Source organism: Pseudomonas sp. TWR2-1-1 (assembly GCF_049897045.1).
In the GTDB taxonomy this organism is placed as follows: domain Bacteria; phylum Pseudomonadota; class Gammaproteobacteria; order Pseudomonadales; family Pseudomonadaceae; genus Aquipseudomonas; species Aquipseudomonas versuta.
This window is the reverse complement of the sequence record NZ_JAFCVM010000001.1, coordinates 840,229-860,170: the sequence shown is the minus strand read 5'-3', so window position 1 is coordinate 860,170 and position 19,942 is coordinate 840,229. Positions and strand designations below refer to the sequence as shown.

Sequence of the window (19,942 nt, the reverse complement as noted above, 5' to 3'; positions counted from 1 at the left end):
TTTCAATAAGGAAGGGTTAGCCGCCGATGATTTTCATCACAGTGGCGCCGCCCGAGAAGGCGACGTCCTGCTTGTCACCCAGGGCTTTGACCAGCAGGCTTTGCAGCGCTGGCAGGGCCTGGTGGCGGGGCTTGTTCAGGAGATCGCCGACATAGTGGCGATTGCTCGACGACAGGCAGCCGTGCAGCCACCCGGTGGACGACAGCCGCAGCCGCGAGCAGGTGCGGCAGAACGGGACGCTTTCGTTGGCAATCACACCAAAGTGACCGAACCCCGGGATCTGATAACGCACCGCCGTGGCATCGACCGGTGCATCGGCCTGCAGGTATTCGTAGCGCTCGCCAATCAGCGACAACAGTTGTTGCAGGCTGACGAACTGTTGCAGGAAGGCGTTGCCATCACTGGCCAGATGCCCCATGCGCATCAATTCGATAAAGCGCAACTCGTAGCCGCGCTCAAGGCAGTAGTCCAGCAGCGGCATTACCTGGTCCAGGTTCTGCCCGCGCAACGGCACCATGTTGACCTTGATTTTGATCCCCGCGGCGCTGGCCTGTTGCATGCCGTCGAGTACTGTCGGCAAGTCGCCGCCCCGGGCAATGCTGCGGAACGCAACAGGGTCCAGGGTATCGAGGGAGACGTTAAGACGGCGTATCCCGGCGTCCACCAGCAGCGGCAATTTTCGCGCAAGCAATTGGCCGTTGGTGGTCAGGCTGATATCACTCAAGCCCAACTGGCCCACTGCACGCATAAAGGTTTCGAGTTTGGGACTGACCAGCGGTTCGCCGCCAGTGATGCGCAAGCGCTCGATGCCTGCGGCTTCGATCAGGTAGGCCACGCCGCGCACCATGGCCTCGGCCGACAGTTCATCCTGCGCTGCTACCAGCCGCTTGCCGTTGGGCACGCAGTAGGTACAGGCATAGTTGCAGGCAGACGTCAGACTGATACGCAAATTGCGAAAACGTCTGCCTTGGCGATCAACAATCATGGATGACTCCGGCACGGGGAATATAAAGCGCGCCAAAACTTGACTCAGAACTCAAGTTTTGGCAAGCCCCAGAACCGAGTATAGGCCTGACAGGGTTACTCGACAGCCGGGGTATCCGTATCACGTTTGCGCTTGTTGCCCATGCGCACGCCGATATCCATCAGGAACTGAAAGAACCCTTCCTGGTCTTCCAGCACATTGCTCCAGAACGGCGAGTGATACAGCGCTACCGCGCCGTGCACCAGCGCCCAGGCCGCGCAATAGTGGAAGTACGGTGGCACGTCTTCGAGCTTGCCTTCGCTGATGCGGCCCTTGATCAACAGGGTCAGGCGCTCAAAGTTTGAAGCGCGGATCTTGTGCAGCTCTTCCACCAGCTCAGGCACCTGATTGCCTTTGACGACCTTTTCTTCAAGGCGGTCAAACAACCGGTAGCGCTGAGGGTCACGCATGCGAAATTCGAAGTAGGCACGCGACAGCGCCTCTTTGTCTTTATCAACGTCAGCGGAATGCAGCAGCTCATTCAAATCACGCTCGTAGTCGAGCATCAGGCGCAGATAGATCTCGGCCTTGGACTTGAAATGCTTGTAAATCGTGCCTTTGCCGATACCTACGGCATCAGCAATCATCTCGACGGTGACGCTGTCTTCACCAAGTTCGAGGAACAGCTTGAGCGCGGTATCGAGAATTTCTTGCTCGCGGCGACGAAACTCACGGACCTTACGGGGTTCTTTATGCATAAGAAAAGGTCTGTTCGGGTCAAAATCGAAGCGCAGTATTATGCATTAGTCACGCTAAATTGCACGGACCATCCTGCGGATAACGTTTGACGATGAATTCATATAAACAATATGAGCACTCAAACGAATTACGAGTATTCCAAATCTGTTTAAAAAATGATCAATCGCGACTGGACGTTAAACAAACCTGACCAATACTTAGGGTGTCGGCGCGACATCCCCCCCAAGTGTTTCGCCGACCAAGGCAACAATGGAGTGTAGGCCTTTGTTTTACTCCTAATGGTCTTAACCCGGATTCCCCAGAGTCCGGGTTTTTTTTTGCCACTCACTGCAGGAGCGAGCTTGCTCGCGAGCTTTTGTTTCACATTGAACAGCTCGCGAGCAAGCCCGCTCCTGCAGTGTGTTGGGGCTAGCCCTGAACCCGGGCCAGGGGGAACAGGCGCTTGAAGTTTTCGGTGGTCTGCTCGGCAAAACGCTCGTAGGACTCACCGCGCAACATGGCCAGGAACTCGGCGACTTCACGTACGTATTGCGGCAGGTTCGGCTTGCCACGATAGGGAATCGGCGCCAGATAAGGCGAGTCGGTCTCAACCAGCAGACGATCAGCCGGCACTTTGCTGGCCACATCACGCAGGGCGTCGGCATTACGGAAGGTCACAATGCCCGACAATGAAATGTAATACCCCATGTCCAGGGCGGCTTTAGCCATATCCCAGTCTTCAGTGAAGCAATGCAACACGCCAGCATTGGGCAGCGCCGCTTCACGCAGCATGGCCAAGGTATCGGCGCGTGCTCCGCGGGTATGGATCACTACCGGCTTGCCGGTCTGCTGCGCCGCTTCCAGGTGGACCCGGAACGACAGTTGCTGTAATTGCGCGGCCTCTGGCTCGTAGTGGTAATCCAGGCCGGTTTCGCCAATGGCTACCACGCGCGGGTGATTCAGCTCGTTCAACAGCCAGTCCAGCGCCGGCGCAGCACCTGGCTGCACATCCAGCGGGTGGACACCTACCGAGCAATCGACATCGGCATAGCGATCCGCCAGGGCTTTGACATCACCGGCGTTATCGGCACTCACGCCGATGCACAGAAAATGCCCGACCCCGCGCTGGCGGGCGGCTTCAAGGGCTGCATCCAGCGAGCCGTCGTGGGCGCTCAGATCAAGGCGATCGAGGTGGCAATGGGAGTCTACGAGCATACAAAAATTACCTGCTTAACCATTCAATCAAATCAACGCTGGCCGGGCAGACTCGCCCACTGCACCAGTAATGCCTCAAGCAACAACACCCGGTTGAGGTTGGCTTTGCTCAGCACTTTTTGCCGTTGCGCAAGAATCCAGTCCTGAATATTCAGCACCTTGTCCTGCGGGGTTTTCTGCGCCAGGTATTGCAACACTTTGCGCATGTCTTCCAGACCAAGGCCAGACTCGTCCTGGGTCAATTGATAACGCAGGATCAAACTCGACCAGTCGCAAAACCAGTCAAACAGCAGCAGCAACGGTATGGCATTCCAGCTTTCAGCCAATTGCGTCGCTGACAGCTCGCGCTTCAACAGTTTTTTTACCCCGGCCACTACCGTAGCCCGCTGTTCACGCACACCTTGTGCCTGCAGCTTGACAGCGGCCAGGGGTGAACCCGCGGCCAGGGTCAGCAATTCAACCCGCTCTTCGCTGCTGCACTGGGGCAACGCCCCGGCCAGCCACTCAAGGCTCATGGCTTGGCCCGGCAGTGGACAGGCCTGCTGCACGCAACGACTGCGGATGGTCGGCAACAGGCGACTGGACTGGTGGCTGACCAACAACAGAATGGTGTTGCCGGACGGCTCTTCAAGACTTTTGAGCAAGGCGTTGGCGGCGTTGATGTTCATCGCCTCGACCGGCTCGACCAATACCACTTTGCGCCCGCCCAGCTGTGCGGTTTGCACCACAAAACTGACCAGATCCCGCACCTGGTCGACCTTGATTGCCTTGTCGGCCTCTTCGGGTTCCAGGATGTAGTTGTCGGGATGGCTGCCCGCCGCCAGTAACGAGCAAGACTTGCACGCCCCGCAGGCTTCAAGCCCGACCGGCTGCTTGCACAGCAGGCTGGCCATCAGCCGCTCGGCCAGCGCGCGCTTGCCGATGCCCGCAGGCCCGTGCAGCAGGTAGGCGTGAGCATGCTGGGCACGCCCGGCCATTTGCTGCCACAGGCTGTCTTGCCACGGATAGGCCTCAGCCACGGTGCAAATCCAGCAGTTCCGGCAGCAAGGCATCCAGCTGCAGTTGAACGTTTTCCAGTGACTGGGCGGCATCTACCAGGCGATAACGCGCGGGTTCTGCCTCGGCGCGTTTGAGGTAAGTGCTGCGCACCGCGTCAAAGAACGTGCGGCCTTCCTGCTCGAAGCGGTCAAGCCGGCCACGGGCGCTGGCCCGGGCCATGCCGACTTCAATCGGCAGATCAAAGATCAGGGTCAGGTCCGGGCGCAATGAACCTTGCACGAAGGTTTCGAGGCTGGCGATGCGCTCTTGTGACAAACCGCGGCCGCCACCTTGATAAGCGTAGGTGGCGTCGGTGAAGCGATCGCACAGCACCACGGCGCCGCGGGCCAGTGCCGGGCGAATCACTTCGGCCAGATGCTGGGCACGGGCGGCGAACACCAGCAGCAGCTCGGTGTCGGCACACATGGCTTCATCGCTGGGTGCCAGCAGCAGCTCGCGAATCCGCTCGGCCAGTGGCGTGCCGCCGGGCTCGCGGGTCAGTACCACGTCGATACCGGCGTTGCGCAGGCGCTCGGCCAGGTATTCGCGATTGGTGCTTTTGCCCGCGCCTTCGGGACCTTCCAGGGTAATAAACAAGCCAGTCACAGGCAGCAATCCTTAATCAGTGTCATTGCGGGCTTTGCGGCTCGACCGCAGGGCTCGCCGGTTCGGCAGCAGGTGTCGGTGCAGGACTTGAACGGTAGTCGGCCCGACGCTTGATCTGGAACTCGCGCACGGCATTGTTGTGCGCATCCAGATCATCGGAAAATGTGTGGCTACCATCGCCCTTGGCGACAAAGTACAGGCTGCTGCCGTCGACCGGATGCAAGGCGGCATGAATCGCTTCACGCCCGACCATGGCAATCGGCGTCGGCGGCAAACCGGGAATGGTATAGGTGTTGTACGGCGTGGGCTCTCGCAGATGGCTGCGAGTGAGCTTGCCGTTGTAGCGCTCGCCCAACCCGTAGATGACGGTCGGATCAGTTTGCAGCGGCATGCCGATTTTCATGCGGCGCACAAATACCCCGGCAATCTGCCCGCGTTCCTGGGGAACACCGGTTTCTTTCTCTACCAGCGAGGCCATGATCAGCGCCTGGTACGGGTCGGCATAGGGCACGGCAGGGTCACGCTGCTCCCACTCTTGTGCCAGCACTTTCTCCAGACGGTTGTAGGACTTCTCGAGAAGTTGCGCGTCGGTCATGCCTCGCACGAAGCGATAGGTGTCCGGAAAGAACCGGCCTTCCGGAAATTCCCCGGGGTGCCCGAGTTTGGCCATGACTTCGCTGTCGCTTAAACCGTCGAGGGTCTGCTCGATTTTTTCATGCTTTGCCAGGGCACTGCGTACCTGGCGAAAGTTCCAGCCTTCGACCAGGGTCAGGCTGTATTGCACCACTTCGCCACGCTGCCACACACCAATCAGGTCCTGGGCGGTCATGCCGGGGGTCATGCGGTATTCGCCGCTGTGCAGGGGCTGGCCCTCAAGATTGAAGCGCCAGTACAGACGCAGCCAGAAAGCATCGTCCAGTGTGCCCTCGGCTTCCAGACGATTGAAGGTGCCGGTCGGGGTCGCGCCTGGCGGTACGTCGAGCAATTGCTCTTGTGTCAGGTTGAGCGGTTGGTCCAGCGCCGAATTGAGCTTCCAGGCGCTTGCGCCCAGCAGTAATCCGGCCAGCACCAGACCTGTCTCCAGCAGCACCAAGAATTTACGTTTCACGAATCAAACATCCAATAGGGTGCGAGCAATGCCTTGCAGTTTACGGGTGAGCGGCCCCACCGGCCAGCTCAGGTCTGCAAACGCGCGAACAGGCCAGATGCCATATACGCTGTTGCAGAGAAAGAGTTCATCGGCCTGCTGCAACTGCGCCAGGCTGATGTCAGTGACATGACAAGGGATGCCCAGCTGCCCGGCTTCAGCCAGCAGCGCAGCACGCATTACACCGGCCACACCGCAGCGTTGCAGGTCGGCGGTCAGCAAGGCCCCGTTGCGAACCAGAAACAGGTTGCTGAACACGCCTTCGATGACCCGCCCTGACGTGTCGCGCATCAAGCCCTCGGCATAGGCCGGGTCTTGCCATTCAGAGCGCGCGATCACCTGTTCCAGACGGTTGAGGTGTTTGAGCCCCGCCAACAGCGGCTGCTCGGCCAGACGGGTGGCACAGTCAAACAGCTGAACGCCCTGCTCGGCATGCGCCTGCGGGTAAGCAGCAGCCGGACTGGCTTGCAGAATTCTTCGAGGATGAGCCTCGGGGCAGGCGCCGTAACCGCGCAGACTGTCGCCACGGGTCAGGATGAACTTGAGGACGCCCTCGCCCATTGCTTTTGCATAGGCCAGCAATTCGCTGCGGATCAATGACATGTCCGCAGCAATTACCAGTCGGGTACAACCGAGTGCCAGACGCTGCAGGTGCAGGTCCAGCAGCAGCGGTTTGCCAGCCTTGACGGCGATGGTCTCGAACAGACCATCGCCGTAGGCCAGCCCACGGTCCTTGAGCGACGCCAAAGCGTTCGCCGGCCGACCGTCGACCCAGCTCTGCATCAGTCGGTGAACCGGCGGAACACCAACGAGCCGTTGGTACCGCCAAAGCCGAATGAGTTGGACAGCACCACGTCGATCGGCATTTCGCGCGCCTTGTGCGGCACGAAGTCGAGGTCGCAGCCTTCATCCGGTTCGTCGAGGTTGATGGTTGGCGGGGCAATCTGGCTGTTGATCGCCAGCACGCTGAAGATAGCCTCTACCGCGCCGGCAGCACCCAGCAAGTGACCGGTCATGGACTTGGTCGAACTTACTGCCATGTTGTAGGCGTGTTCGCCAAACACCGACTTGATCGCCGACACTTCTGCCAGGTCACCCGCAGGGGTCGACGTGCCATGGGCGTTGATGTATTGCACTTGATCGCCGTTTATTTTGGCGTCGCGCAAGGCGTTGGTGATGCAGCGTGCAGCACCCGCACCGTCAGCCGGAGGCGAGGTCATGTGATACGCGTCACCACTCATGCCAAAGCCGATCAGCTCAGCGTAAATGGTCGCACCACGAGCCTTGGCATGCTCAAGCTCTTCAAGCACCAGCGCACCGGCACCATCAGAAAGCACAAAGCCGTCACGGCCTTTGTCCCAGGGACGGCTGGCTCGCGCCGGGTCGTCGTTGCGGGTCGACAGCGCACGCGAGGCGCCAAAGCCACCCATGCCCAGACCACAAGCGGCCATTTCGGCGCCGCCGGCAATCATCACGTCGGCTTCGCCGTAAGCAATATTGCGCGCCGCCATGCCGATGCAGTGCGTACCCGTGGTACACGCTGTAGAAATGGCGTAGTTGGGGCCCTGCGTACCCAAATGGATAGACAGAAACCCGGAAATCATATTGATGATCGAACCTGGCACAAAAAACGGAGAAATCCGTCGCGGGCCTTGCTCGTGCAGGGTACGACTGGTCTCTTCGATATTAGTCAAACCACCAATACCGGACCCCATTGCCACACCGATGCGCTCACGATTGGCATCTGTGACTTCCAGGCCGGAATTACGCACAGCCTGAAACCCGGCGGCCAGACCGTATTGAATAAACAGGTCAAGTTTTCGGGACTCTTTGACGGAGAGGTAATCCTCAACGTTAAAACCCTGTACCGAGCCGCCAAAACGGGTGGAATAGGCAGAAAGATCCGTGTGTTCGATCAGACCAATGCCACTTCGGCCTGCCAGAATGCCTTGCCAGGAGCTTGGTACATCTGCACCCAGTGGCGACAACATCCCCATACCGGTGACTACGACGCGTCTACGCGACACAGCACTCTCCTTTATTCTATTGACGACACTTTGCCTCACACCTAAAGAAAAAACCGCACGCCAGAGCGGCAGTGCGGTTTTTCCATAACAGCGAGCAACGATTACAAGCAATTAAGCCTGGTGGTTAGTCACGTAATCGATAGCAGCTTGTACGGTCGTGATCTTTTCAGCTTCTTCGTCAGGAATTTCAGTCTCGAATTCCTCTTCAAGAGCCATCACAAGCTCAACGGTGTCAAGGGAGTCGGCACCCAGGTCTTCAACGAAGGAAGCAGTGTTTACTACTTCTTCTTCTTTAACGCCCAGTTGCTCGGCTACGATTTTCTTGACGCGCTCTTCGATGGTGCTCATACCTTGTTTTCACTCCTAATGGACAAATTCAGGCAGCTGGCCAGCGGGCAAGTGTATCGAAAGACTTTTCAGTTTTTCAACTGAAAGCTTTGCACTCATCCCTCAACGACCCTCTGCCTATAAATAGATTGCAGCTTTATAACGGATTTTAGACAGCTCGTATGACATTTTTTTGAAGCAATCCGTCACATTTAACTCATGTACATCCCGCCGTTGACCGGGATTGTAGCTCCGGTCACGTAGGCTGCACCGTCAGAAGCCAGGAAAGAGACCACGTTTGCAATCTCTTGGGCCTGGCCCAAACGGCCCAGCGGAATCTGTGTCAGCAAGGCTTCACGCTGTGCTTCTGGCAACTCACGGGTCATATCGGTGTCGATAAACCCTGGTGCTACCGAGTTGACAGTAATCGAGCGCGAACCCACTTCACGTGCCAGCGCACGACTGAAACCTTCCAGGCCAGCCTTGGCGGCGGCATAGTTTACTTGGCCTGCGTTGCCCATGGCACCCACAACAGAGCCAATACTGATAATTCGTCCCCAACGGGCCTTGGTCATGCCGCGCAAAACACCCTTGGACAGGCGAAACAGACTGTTCAAGTTGGTGTCGACGACGTCATGCCATTCGTCATTTTTCATCCGCATCATCAGGTTATCGCGGGTGATACCGGCATTATTGACCAGGATTGCCGGCGCACCGAACTGCTCCTGGATGCTGTTCAGCACCGCAGCAACTGATTCATCGCTGGTAACATCAAGTTCCATGCCTGTGCCCTGAACACCGTGTTCTTTCAGGGTGGCAGCAATGCGCTCGGCACCGGCTTGCGACGTAGCAGTGCCGATTACAACGGCGCCCTGACGACCCAATTCCAGAGCAATAGCCTGGCCAATACCACGGCTGGCACCTGTTACCAGTGCGACTTTACCTTGCAAGCTCATGCAGGCTTCTCCTAATTCAGGCCAGTGCCGAACGCGCGGCGGCGAAGGCATCTGGGGTATTCAAGTTGTGAGTGGTTACGCCTTCAGCGCAACGTTTGCTGATGCCAACCAGGACCTTGCCCGGACCGCACTCAACCAAATCAACCGGACCGCTGGCTGCAAGCGCCTGTACCGACTCAACCCAGCGCACAGGCTTGTACAACTGCTCAAGCAGATCGCGCTTAAGGGTTTCCAGATCTTTCACTACCGCAGCGCTGACGTTCTGCACCAGCGGAGTCTGCGGCGCTTGCCAGTCAATGGCTTGAATCGACTCGGCGAAGCGCTCTGCAGCTGGACGCATCAGCTCACAGTGCGAAGGTACGCTGACCGGTAACGGCAGCGCACGCTTGGCTCCAGCAGCCTTGCACAGCTCCATGGCGCGCTCGACAGCAGCCTTGGAACCGGCAATTACGACCTGGCCCGGCGAGTTGAAGTTAACAGCACTGACTACTTCGCCCTGCGCAGCCTCTGCGCAGGCCTGCAGCACAACGGCGTCTTCGAGCCCCAGAATCGCCGCCATGGCGCCCTGACCAGCCGGAACAGCCTCTTGCATCAGCTGCCCACGACGCTCAACGAGTTTTACCGCATCCGCCAGGCTCAGGCAGCCGGCAGCAACCAGCGCGCTGTATTCGCCCAGGCTGTGACCTGCAACAAAATCCGGATGCTTGCCGCCTTCGGCCAGCCACAGACGCCATAAGGCAATCGAGGCGGTCAAAATGGCTGGCTGGGTAATATCTGTTTGATTGAGCTTCTCAGCCGGACCCTCTTGGGTCACTGCCCACAGGTCGTAACCCAGAGCATCGGAAGCTTCTTTAAAGGTATCAATGACCAGCGGATGAGCCGCGCCCAGCTCGGCCAACATGCCGAGGGACTGCGAACCCTGCCCTGGAAAGACAAATGCGAGGGATGTAGACATGTAACAAGCCCCTAATGATCTTGTCGTCGGAGAATTGACGTCCTGCCGTGGCGGACGCAAGAAACTGACAGTTGGATGGCAGATTAGACCGAGCAGTCACATTTAAGCGCCCGGCCGGCAAAACGCCTACGGCAACAACCCTTCAAGGCGTCCATACAAACGCTTTGGCAGGTCTTCATGGATTTCAATCAGTGCGCGCTCTATTGCACTCTGAAAGCCCTGAGCACCTGCCGAACCGTGACTTTTGATAACAATGCCCTGCAACCCGAGAAAACTGGCCCCATTGTGCCGGGCGGGTGCCAGATCAGCCTGCAAACGCCGCATTAGCGGCAATGCCAGCGCACCGATAAAGCGACTGAACAGCGTGCGTTTGAAGACGGCCTGTATACGGCTCGAAATCATTGTCGCCAGGCCTTCGCTGGACTTGAGCAAAATATTGCCGACAAACCCATCGCACACCACCACATCCGCCTCACCCCGATACACGCCGTCACCTTCAACAAAGCCGATGTAATTGAGCCCCGGTGCCGCCTGCAACAATGCTGCGGCCTCCTTGACCTGCTGGTTGCCCTTAACGTCCTCGGTGCCGATATTGAGCAAGGCAACCCGCGGACGGAGAATACCCAGCGCCTGCGCCGCCACCGAGCCCATCACCGCAAACTGAAACAGCTGTGCGGCAGTGCAATCGACATTGGCCCCCAAATCCAGCAACTGACAGTAGCCGGTTTGAGTCGGGACCGCCGCCACCATTGCCGGACGATCAATCCCCGGCAAGGTCTTGAGCACATGCCGTGACAGCGCCATCAGCGCCCCGGTATTACCGGAGCTCACGCACGCCTGCACCTTGCCGTCACGCAACAACTCCAGCGCCACACGCATCGAAGAATCCGGCTTGCTGCGCAAAGCTTGCGAAGGCCGTTCATTCATGGCGATAACTTCTGAGGCAGGGGTAATAGTCAGGCGCGTACGATCTACAGCCGAATAGCTGGCAATCAGGTTTTCAAGTTCGGAGGGTTGACCGACGAGGGTCAGGTGTAACGAGGGAGTAGCAGACAGGCAAGCAATACATGCCTGAACAATGCTGCGGGGACCGAAGTCCCCGCCCATTGCGTCGATCGCGATGACCTGAACGGACAAGTGATTACTCGTCAGCGCCCTTGTCGATCACTTTACGACCACGGTATACGCCTTCTGGCGATACGTGGTGACGCAGGTGAATTTCACCGGTGGTTTTTTCTACAGATAGAGTGCTAGCCGAAAGAGCATCGTGCGAACGACGCATGTCACGGGCAGAGCGGGATTTTTTGTTCTGCTGAACAGCCATAATTAATTAACTCCTAAACGTTTGGGTCACGCTTTAACTGCGCCAATACACTGAACGGGTTGGACCGCGTTACCTCGTCCTCGCCTGGATCGGGCTCATCGAGACCCGCCGGCTGCTGGCATTCTTCCGGATGATGAGCAGGCACAATGGGCAAGGCGAGCAAAAGCTCTTCCTCGATCAGTGCCAGCAGATCCAAAGGATCCTCGCCCAGCTCCAGCACGTCATAACCTTGCGGTAACGACTGGGTGTTCGCACCCTCTTTCACCACAGCATAACTGCACTCGCTGTGGATCGGCAGGGTGACCAGCTCAAGACAACGCTGGCAAACCATTTTGACTTCGGTGTCGATAGAGCTGTGGATGACCACAGACCTACGTTCATCTCGTTCAAAAACAAATTTCGCCTGGACCGTTCCGAGAGTATCGGAAAGCGGGTCGCAGAGTCTCTCCAAATCAGCCAGCAGCACTTCACCTTGGAGGGTAGTGCCACGATCAGCTAATTTGCGCGGGTCAACGTGAGGTGGAATCGGGTCATTCAACATAGGCGCAGCATTCTAGGGACGACCCCTTCACCTGTCAAAGGAAATTGTGCCTGTGCGACATCCTGTACGATCGTTAGAATCCCTGACCGCCCACAGGAGACGCGCATGCTGCCTTTATTACTCGCTTCAAGCTCGGTTTATCGCCGTGATCTACTGGCTCGCCTGCGCCTGCCTTTCAGTTGCAGCTCACCCGACATTGACGAAAGCCACCGCCCCGGGGAATCAGCCGTCGAACTGGTTAAACGCCTGTCCCTGCAAAAAGCCCGGGCACTTGCCACCCTCCATCCCGAACACCTGATCATCGGCTCCGACCAGGTGGCAGCGCTCAACGGACAGATCATCGGCAAACCTCACACTTTTGACAAGGCGCGCCAGCAACTTCTTGACGCCAGCGGCGCCAGCGTAACCTTTCTCACCGGCCTGACCCTGCTCAACAGCCAGACAGGCCGCTATCAGACAGACTGCGTACCCTTCACCGTCCACATGCGCGCCCTCACCCCGGAACAAGTCGAACGCTACCTGCTCGCCGAGGAGCCCTACGATTGCGCTGGCAGCTTTAAAGCAGAAGGCCTGGGAGTCAGCCTCTTCCAGCGCACCGAAGGCGACGACGCCACCAGCCTGGTCGGCCTGCCGCTTATTCGTCTGGTCGACATGCTGCTCGCCGAAGGCGTAGCCACTCCCTAAACAAAAAAACCGGCCATCTCAGGCCGGTTTCTTTAAATACCTACCGATCAGCGCAGCGTTGGACCCTGAAACCCCATCCACATCGCCAATTGCTCAGCGACACTGGCGCCGAGCTTTTTAGAGAAGCGATCGAAAGCCGATTCTTGCACCGTGAAATCAACCAGCTCTTTTTCACCGATCACATCACGCGCAACCGAACTGGCATTGCCCAGCCCATCGATCAAACCCAGCGGCAAAGCCTGCTGGCCAGTCCAGACCAGCCCCGAGAACAACTCAGGATGATCCTTGTCCTTGAGACGATCGCCACGGCCTTGCTTGACGCTGGCAATAAACTGCTCATGGGTGACATTCAACACGCCCTGCCAGAACTTGGTCTCGTCCGGCTTTTCAGGCTCGAACGGATCAAGAAAGGCTTTGTGCTCGCCAGAAGTGTAGGCACGACGCTGAATACCCAGCTTGTCCATTGCCCCGACAAAACCAAAACCAGCAGCCGTGACCCCGATCGAGCCGACCAGACTGGCTTTGTCGGCGTAAATTTCATCGGCCGCACTGGCAATATAATAAGCACCCGAAGCACCCAGATCTGAAATCACCGCATACACCTTGATATCAGGGTGCAGGCCGCGCAGACGGCGAATCTCATCGTAGACATAACCTGACTGCACCGGACTGCCCCCCGGGCTGTTGATGCGCAGCACTACACCCTTGACCTTGGGGTCATCGAACGCAGCTTGCAGGCTGGTGACCAGATTGTCGGCACTCGCAGCCTCTTTATCCGCGATCACTCCGCGCACGTCGATCAAGGCGGTGTACGCACTGCTGGTGGCACTGCGCTCCATATCCATCAATGGAGAAAACAGAAACAGCACCATGATCAGGTAACAGAAAGTAAGGACCTTGAACAAAATGCCCCAGCGACGCGCCCGGCGCTGCTCCTGGATACCCGCCAACAAGGTTTTTTCCAGCAATTTCCAGCTCTTGTCATCACCGGTAGCCGGTTCAGACTCTGCAGGTGCCTTCCATTGATCAACCATGCTCTACCCCAGCAAAAATCTTAATTAACCCGGCGATTCAGCCAGGTGCGCAATTCTGGAAAACTATCAATCGCCAACCGGGGCTCAAATTCAAGCAAACGCGCGACCGACTGAGCACCATAGCTCACCGCTACAGAGTCAATACCTGCGTTGCGCGCCATCAGCAAATCAAAAGAAGCATCTCCCACCATCAAGGCCTGACCGGGCTGCACGGCACAATGGGCCAGGATTTGATTCAGCATCAATGGGTCAGGCTTGCTGGCCGTCTCATCCGCCGCGCGGGTGATATCGAAAAAATCTTCCCAGCCATGGGCTTTAAGCACCCGATCAAGCCCTCGACGAGCCTTGCCCGTAGCAACTGCCAGCCGGTAACCCTCGGCACGAAAGGCCTCCAGCGACTCGGCAACCCCCGCAAACAGCGGTGACGGCTCGGTATCCATGGCCATATAGACATCAGCATAATGCTGGCGAAAGGCAATCACCTGCGCTTCTGTCATGTCTGGATAAAGCGTCAGGATGGCCTCAGGCAAGCCCAGGCCAATAATCCCCTTAACTGCCTCTTCATCACGCTCAGGACGGCCTGCACGCTGCGCCGCAACATGCATCGCAGCGACAATTCGACCAACCGAGTCGGCCAGCGTCCCGTCCCAGTCAAAAATCAGCAGCTTGTACTCATTCGGCACTCAGCAGGCGCTCCACGGTTTTGGCCCACATTTCATCAACAGGGGCCTGCAGTTTCAACTCGCCACCCTCCGGCAGAGGCACCGTCAACATGTAGGCATGCAAGAACAGGCGCTTGCCACCCAGGTCGCGAATTTCTTTAGAGAAGCCTTCATCGCCATACTTGGTGTCACCGGCAATACAGTGACCTGCATGCAATGTGTGCACACGAATCTGGTGTGTACGCCCGGTAATCGGCTTGGCCTCGATCATGGTTGCGAAATCGCCGAAGCGACGCAGCACCTTGAACACGGTGACCGACTCCTTGCCTTCTTCGTTGACCTCAACCATGCGCTCCCCGGAACGCAGATTGCTCTTCATCAGCGGCGCACGCACCTGCTTGATCGAGGCAGCCCAGTTACCGCGCACCAGCGCCATGTAGCGCTTGTCGACACCATCACCGCGCAAAGCGGCATGCAAGTGACGCAACATGCTGCGCTTCTTGGCGATCATCAACAGACCGGAAGTATCACGGTCCAGGCGATGCACCAGTTCCAGCTCCTTGGCATCTGGACGCATCTGACGGAAGGCTTCAATTACGCCAAAAGTCAGACCGCTACCGCCATGAACAGCGATACCGGCCGGCTTGTTCAGCACAATCAGCGCCTTGTCTTCATAGACGATGGCAGCTTCGAGTCGCTGCAACAAACCCTGTGCCACAGGTACCGGCTCGTCACGCTCCGGCACGCGAACCGGCGGCACGCGCACGATATCGCCCGCCTGCAGCTTGTACTCGGGCTTGATCCGCCCCTTGTTCACACGCACTTCGCCTTTACGCAAAATGCGGTAAATCAAGGTCTTGGGAACACCCTTGAGCCGTGCAAGTAAAAAGTTGTCGATGCGTTGGCCGGCATATTCCGGCGAGACCTCAAGCAGCTGAACGCTGGGGGTCGGGGGGGTAGTGGTCGTCATGTCGCGGATGATAACAATTTTTTATGGAATTGAAGCACTTAATCATTGCTGCTATAGTCGCGAACGCCGCCAAAAGCGGCCTGGACAGCGGATTAACGGTGAATAACCGGCCCTGCTCAACGCTCTTAATCAGGACGCGAGGCCGTCCTACGGGGCTTTTGCTGCATACGGAACACCTGGAGTTGTAACAAGCGCAGGTGACATGAGGCCTGAAGCGAGCCTGGAAAGCAGAGTGCAAACTCGCCTTTTACGCCGATATTCACGGCCAGTTCACAAAGTGCAGTCAGCTTCGGGCATTTCAAGCGAATGCTTCGGAAACATCGCCTTTATTAGCCATGATGCGTGAACTCCCCTTTTGGAGGACACGGTAAATGCCAACCCGCTGCGGATTCTGCGCGCGGCAGCACCCGAATTATCAGGGATACGTGTAGGGTGGAGATGCACAACCGCCGGACTGTGTAGCATTAGGCTTTATCAAGACGCTTCATCTCGTCCACAGCCGATGGTTGATTCCTCCTCCTGACTGAGTGCTTAAGTCACCACAGCAAGCAGGAAGCGTAAGTCGCGACTTCGCCCCCATTGGTCGAACCTCGCTGGACACAGGAGTGGCCAACTGCTCCTGACGCACCTGACACCGACCATGAGAAGTCGTGTGTGCCGAACGCCGTTTCCGGTAGCCCGGAAACCGACGGTACAACATGAAAAGAATGCTGATTAACGCAACTCAACCTGAAGAGTTGCGTGTTGCACTGGTAGATGGCCAACGCCTCTACGACCTGGACATCGAGTCGGGTGCGCGCGAGCAGAAGAAAGCCAATATCTACAAAGGCCGTATTACTCGCATCGAACCGAGCCTTGAGGCTGCCTTTGTCGATTTTGGCTCTGAGCGCCACGGCTTCCTGCCACTTAAAGAAATCTCCCGCGAGTACTTCAAGAAAGCCCCCGAAGGCCGCGTCAACATCAAGGACGTCCTGAGCGAAGGCCAGGAAGTTATCGTGCAGGTCGAGAAAGAAGAGCGTGGCAACAAGGGCGCAGCCCTGACCACCTTCATCAGCCTCGCTGGCCGCTATCTGGTTCTGATGCCTAACAACCCGCGTGCCGGCGGTATCTCCCGTCGCATCGAAGGTGAAGAGCGCAACGAACTGCGTGAAGCACTGAACGGCCTGATCGCCCCTGCCGACATGGGCCTGATCGTGCGCACTGCCGGCCTGGGCCGCAGCAGCGAAGAAATGCAGTGGGACCTCGATTACCTGCTGCAACTCTGGACCGCCATTAAAGAAGCCTCCCTGGATCGCTCCGCGCCATTCCTGATCTATCAGGAAAGCAACGTGATCATCCGCGCCATCCGCGACTACCTGCGTCAGGATATCGGCGAAGTACTGATCGACAGCGTTGAAGCCCAGGACGAAGCCCTGACCTTCATCCGCCAGGTCATGCCGCAGTACGCCAGCAAAATCAAACTCTACGAAGACAGCGTTCCGCTGTTCAATCGTTTCCAGATCGAAAGCCAGATCGAGACCGCCTTCCAGCGCGTCGTTGAACTGCCTTCCGGTGGCTCCATCGTTATCGACCCGACCGAAGCCCTGGTGTCCATCGACATCAACTCGGCGCGCGCCACCAAAGGCAGCGATATCGAAGAAACCGCACTGCAAACCAACCTTGAAGCGGCTGAAGAAATCGCCCGTCAGTTGCGCCTGCGCGACATCGGCGGCCTGATCGTCATCGACTTCATTGACATGACCCCCGCCAAAAACCAGCGCGCAGTGGAAGAAAAAGTCCGCGAGTGCCTGGAAGCAGACCGTGCCCGCGTACAAGTCGGCCGCATCTCGCGCTTTGGCTTGCTGGAAATGTCCCGTCAGCGCCTGCGTCCATCGCTGGGCGAAAGCAGCGGCATCGTTTGCCCACGCTGCAATGGCACCGGCATCATCCGTGACGTTGAATCGCTGTCGCTGGCCATTCTGCGCCTGATCGAAGAAGAAGCCCTGAAAGACCGCACTGCCGAAGTGCGCGCCCAGGTGCCAATCCCGGTGGCCGCGTTCCTGCTCAACGAGAAACGCAACTCGATTACCAAAATCGAACTGCGTACCCGTGCACGCATCATCATCCTGCCGAACGATCACCTCGAAACGCCGCACTTCGAAGTTCAGCGCCTGCGTGATGACAGCCCGGAAGCCCACACCAACCAGTCCAGCTACGAAATTGCTGCCGCTGCTGCTGAAGTGGAAGAAGTTCAGCCGGCTGCCGCCACTCGCACTCTGGTTCGCCAGGAAGCTGCAGTTAAAACAGCACCGCCGCGCACATCGGCACCGGTTCCGACCGAAGCTGCTGCCGCACCGGCTCCAGCTGCTGCACCAGCCGCCACCATCGCCGAACCAAGCCTGTTCAAAGGCCTGGTCAAATCGCTGGTAAGCCTGTTCGCCTCCAAAGAAGAGCCTGCTGCTCCAACCGTGGTTGAGAAGCCGGTAACTCCTGAACGTCCTGCGCGCAATGAAGAGCGCCGCAATGGTCGCCAGCAAAGCCGCAATCGCAATGGCCGTCGCGATGAAGAGCGTAAGCCACGCGAAGAGCGTGCACCGCGGGAAGAACGCGCACCACGCGAAGTTCGCGAGCCGCGTGAAGAAACTCCGGTAGTTGCAGTTGCCCGCGAAGAACGCGCACCGCGTCCTCCACGCGAAGAACGTGCTCCACGCGCACCTCGTGAAGAGCGCAAGCCACGTGGCGAAGCCCGTGAAGAGCGTGTTCGGGAATTGCGCGAGCCTCTGGATGCAGCTCCTGTAGCAGCCGTTGCTGCAGTGGCCGCCGAAGAAGAGCGCGCACCGCGTCCACCGCGCGAAGAACGCCAGCCGCGCGCTCCCCGCGAAGAACGTGCACCACGCGAAGTACAGCCTGTAGCCGCCACCGAAGACGAAGAAGTTCTGTCGAACGAAGAGCAATCGCAGGACGAGTCGCAGGACAACGCCGAAGGCGATCGTCCACGCCGCCGCTCCCGTGGCCAGCGTCGCCGCAGCAACCGTCGTGAGCGTCAACGCGATGCCAACGGCAACGTGATTGAAGGTTCGGAAGAAAACAGCGAAGAAGGCAACGGCGAAAACGCTCCGTCCGCCACTGAACTGGCTGCCGGCCTGGCCGTCACTGAAGCTGTTGCCAGCTCGGTCATCAGCGCTCCTGCTGAAGCCCAAGCCAATCAGCAGGCAGAACGTGCCACCCAAACCGTTCAGGAATCGGCTCCGGCAGAAACCGTGGTTGCAGAAAAAGCTCAAACAACTGAAGTAGCCATAGTGCCAACCCCGGTTGTTCAAGCCCCTGCAGTTGAAGTGCCAGTGGTTGAAGCGCCGAGTGTTGAAGCAACAACCCCGGTCGAAGCAGTCAAGGCGCCGGAAGTCGAAGTCGTTGCAGCGCCGCAAGCACAGCCTGAAGTTCAGGTAGCTGTCGAGCAGCCTGCCCCTGCAGTCGAAGCGCCAGTAGTAGCTGCGCCAGAGCCTGTGATTGAAGCTGTAGTCGAAGCACCGGCAGTAGAAGCGCCAAGCGTGGAAGCACCGGTTGTTGAGGCACCAGCCATCGAGAAAGCGCCTGAGCATGTCAAGGAAGCCCGCTTTGTACGCGAGCCAATTGCCGAGCCGGCTATTGTTGAGGCTGCTCCGGCTCCTGTTGCAGAACCGGTTGCTGTTGAAGCCGTAGTGACTGAAGCCGCCGTGATCGAGACAGTCGTGGTTGCACAGCCTGCTCCGGCAGAAGTCGTTGTAGCGACTGAAGTGACTGAAGTAGTGGTTGCAGCTCCGGTTGCCAGCACTGCGCCAAGCAACGGTCGCGCTCCTAACGACCCGCGCGAAGTACGTCGCCGCAAGCGTGAAGCAGCCGCCGCTGCTGCCGCTCAAGCAGCTGCTGGCGAAACCGTAGCCGAAGGCAATGAACACGAGCACAAACCGCTCGTCTAATCCTGCAGGCCACTAAAAAGCCCCGCCAGTTCTGAACTGGCGGGGCTTTTTTTATTTCCGCTATCTACCGTATCAACTGTAGGAGCGAGCTTGCTCGCGAGCTGTTTACAAGCGCGCTGAAAAGCTCGCGAGCAAGCTCGCTCCTACAATGAATTGCGGGGAGCTAGAAGAACCAGAACGAACGCCTGTTACTTTCCAGCTCTCCACGGCACTGATTAAGTTGCGCACCATAGGTTTCGACTGTTGCTCAACCTTGCGGGCCACCTGCATCAGCCAGGGCTTGGCGCGATAGGTATTACGACTGAACCCTCCCCTGCCCTCGTGATACGCCAGATACTGGTTGTAGGCATCCCATTTGGAAATGCCCAGTTGCTGCTGCGTACCGGCGGCATACCAGCCGATAAACATGATGGCGTCGGCGAAGTTGTCGCGTGAACCGCTACTGCCCATGCTCCGCTCAAAATCCTTCCAGGCAGGCGGCTGAGCTTGCGCATAGCCGTATGACGGGCTGACCCTGCCCCACGGGATTACCCACAGAAGATAAGCTCGGGGCGGAAGCGCGTCGGCGACAAAGCTGCTTTCCTGTTTCATGATTGCCATCGCCACATGAGGAGGCGTTCCCCAGCGGCTCTGCATCGCGACAGAGTCCTTGTACCAGGCAGGGTACTGACGATAGATATTGCACAGATTGCTCTGGTCTTTGGGCGGAGCGGTCGTACACCCGGTTAACGTCACCAGGGTCAACGCTATCGCCCATGCCGGTATTTGCTTCATTAATCACCCAGATGAGGAAACAGGGGCGCGCAACCCCACCGGCTC

19 protein-coding genes and 1 pseudogene are annotated in these 19,942 nt (G+C 58.1%); 2 read left to right on the top strand and 18 right to left on the bottom strand.

What is annotated here, in order from left to right; all coding sequences use genetic code 11:
• Positions 1-16: 16 nt before the first annotated feature.
• From ACP7BO_RS04155 to ACP7BO_RS04090, 14 genes are all read right to left on the bottom strand, one after another.
• A complete protein-coding gene (locus ACP7BO_RS04155) occupies positions 17-985 on the bottom strand; it encodes a GTP 3',8-cyclase MoaA (RefSeq protein ID WP_397456029.1) in 969 nt (322 codons plus the stop codon).
• Between the two features lie 95 nt (positions 986-1,080).
• Positions 1,081-1,722 (bottom strand): TetR/AcrR family transcriptional regulator, encoded by a 642-nt coding sequence (locus ACP7BO_RS04150; RefSeq protein WP_060691117.1) that lies wholly within the window; start codon positions 1,720-1,722, stop codon positions 1,081-1,083.
• A 409-nt stretch (positions 1,723-2,131) separates the two neighbouring features.
• Entirely contained in the window at positions 2,132-2,917 is a 786-nt protein-coding gene (locus tag ACP7BO_RS04145; RefSeq protein ID WP_397456027.1) for a TatD family hydrolase, read from the bottom strand.
• A 32-nt stretch (positions 2,918-2,949) separates the two neighbouring features.
• Complete coding sequence (locus ACP7BO_RS04140) at positions 2,950-3,936, bottom strand: DNA polymerase III subunit delta' (RefSeq protein ID WP_060691115.1); 987 nt, start codon at positions 3,934-3,936, stop codon at positions 2,950-2,952.
• Positions 3,929-4,561, bottom strand: coding sequence for a dTMP kinase (tmk, locus tag ACP7BO_RS04135; RefSeq protein ID WP_426208732.1), 633 nt, complete (start codon positions 4,559-4,561; stop codon positions 3,929-3,931). The genes ACP7BO_RS04140 and tmk overlap by 8 nt, the downstream gene beginning before the upstream one ends.
• 22 nt (positions 4,562-4,583) lie before the next feature.
• A complete protein-coding gene (gene mltG / locus ACP7BO_RS04130; protein ID WP_397456025.1) occupies positions 4,584-5,669 on the bottom strand; it encodes an endolytic transglycosylase MltG in 1,086 nt (361 codons plus the stop codon).
• A gap of 3 nt (positions 5,670-5,672) precedes the next feature.
• A complete protein-coding gene (gene pabC, locus ACP7BO_RS04125; RefSeq protein WP_426208730.1) occupies positions 5,673-6,491 on the bottom strand; it encodes an aminodeoxychorismate lyase in 819 nt (272 codons plus the stop codon).
• The gene (gene fabF / locus ACP7BO_RS04120; protein ID WP_397456024.1) at positions 6,491-7,735 is read right to left on the bottom strand and encodes a beta-ketoacyl-ACP synthase II; all 1,245 of its coding nucleotides are present in this window, start codon (positions 7,733-7,735) and stop codon (positions 6,491-6,493) included. Before fabF ends, pabC begins: the two co-directional genes overlap by 1 nt.
• Before the next feature lie 111 nt (positions 7,736-7,846).
• On the bottom strand, positions 7,847-8,083 hold the full coding sequence (acpP, locus tag ACP7BO_RS04115) for an acyl carrier protein (RefSeq protein ID WP_003442511.1): 237 nt from the start codon (positions 8,081-8,083) through the stop codon (positions 7,847-7,849).
• 191 nt (positions 8,084-8,274) lie between these two features.
• Positions 8,275-9,018, bottom strand: coding sequence for a 3-oxoacyl-ACP reductase FabG (gene fabG / locus ACP7BO_RS04110; RefSeq protein WP_426208728.1), 744 nt, complete (start codon positions 9,016-9,018; stop codon positions 8,275-8,277).
• Positions 9,019-9,034: 16 nt separating this feature from the next.
• On the bottom strand, positions 9,035-9,973 hold the full coding sequence (gene fabD / locus ACP7BO_RS04105; RefSeq protein ID WP_426208726.1) for an ACP S-malonyltransferase: 939 nt from the start codon (positions 9,971-9,973) through the stop codon (positions 9,035-9,037).
• Positions 9,974-10,099: 126 nt separating this feature from the next.
• Positions 10,100-11,110: a phosphate acyltransferase PlsX gene (gene plsX / locus ACP7BO_RS04100; RefSeq protein WP_060691108.1), complete on the bottom strand. Its 1,011-nt coding sequence runs from the start codon at positions 11,108-11,110 to the stop codon at positions 10,100-10,102.
• A gap of 4 nt (positions 11,111-11,114) precedes the next feature.
• A complete protein-coding gene (gene rpmF, locus ACP7BO_RS04095) occupies positions 11,115-11,297 on the bottom strand; it encodes a 50S ribosomal protein L32 (RefSeq protein ID WP_003442519.1) in 183 nt (60 codons plus the stop codon).
• Positions 11,298-11,310: 13 nt separating this feature from the next.
• Positions 11,311-11,838 (bottom strand): YceD family protein, encoded by a 528-nt coding sequence (locus tag ACP7BO_RS04090; RefSeq protein WP_060691107.1) that lies wholly within the window; start codon positions 11,836-11,838, stop codon positions 11,311-11,313.
• 105 nt (positions 11,839-11,943) lie between these two features.
• On the opposite strand from ACP7BO_RS04090, the gene ACP7BO_RS04085 reads away from it, so the two are divergent.
• Positions 11,944-12,522, top strand: a complete 579-nt coding sequence (locus ACP7BO_RS04085) for a Maf family protein (RefSeq protein WP_397456021.1) — start codon at positions 11,944-11,946, stop codon at positions 12,520-12,522.
• 47 nt (positions 12,523-12,569) lie between these two features.
• On the opposite strand, the gene sppA is transcribed toward ACP7BO_RS04085, so the two are convergent.
• Genes sppA through rluC form a run of 3 tightly spaced genes read right to left on the bottom strand, consistent with a single transcriptional unit; the run spans position 12,570 to position 15,188 of the window.
• Entirely contained in the window at positions 12,570-13,556 is a 987-nt protein-coding gene (gene sppA, locus ACP7BO_RS04080; protein WP_397456020.1) for a signal peptide peptidase SppA, read from the bottom strand.
• Between the two features lie 20 nt (positions 13,557-13,576).
• Positions 13,577-14,239 (bottom strand): HAD-IA family hydrolase, encoded by a 663-nt coding sequence (locus ACP7BO_RS04075; protein ID WP_397456019.1) that lies wholly within the window; start codon positions 14,237-14,239, stop codon positions 13,577-13,579.
• The gene (rluC, locus tag ACP7BO_RS04070) at positions 14,229-15,188 is read right to left on the bottom strand and encodes a 23S rRNA pseudouridine(955/2504/2580) synthase RluC (RefSeq protein ID WP_073508818.1); all 960 of its coding nucleotides are present in this window, start codon (positions 15,186-15,188) and stop codon (positions 14,229-14,231) included. The genes ACP7BO_RS04075 and rluC overlap by 11 nt, the downstream gene beginning before the upstream one ends.
• Before the next feature lie 707 nt (positions 15,189-15,895).
• Between rluC and rne the strand changes: the two genes are divergently transcribed.
• Positions 15,896-19,123, top strand: a complete 3,228-nt coding sequence (rne, locus tag ACP7BO_RS04065) for a ribonuclease E (RefSeq protein ID WP_426208722.1) — start codon at positions 15,896-15,898, stop codon at positions 19,121-19,123.
• A 163-nt stretch (positions 19,124-19,286) separates the two neighbouring features.
• Here rne and ACP7BO_RS04060 read toward each other — a convergent pair.
• Positions 19,287-19,897: pseudogene (locus ACP7BO_RS04060) on the bottom strand (hypothetical protein).
• Between the last annotated feature and the right edge of the window lie 45 nt (positions 19,898-19,942).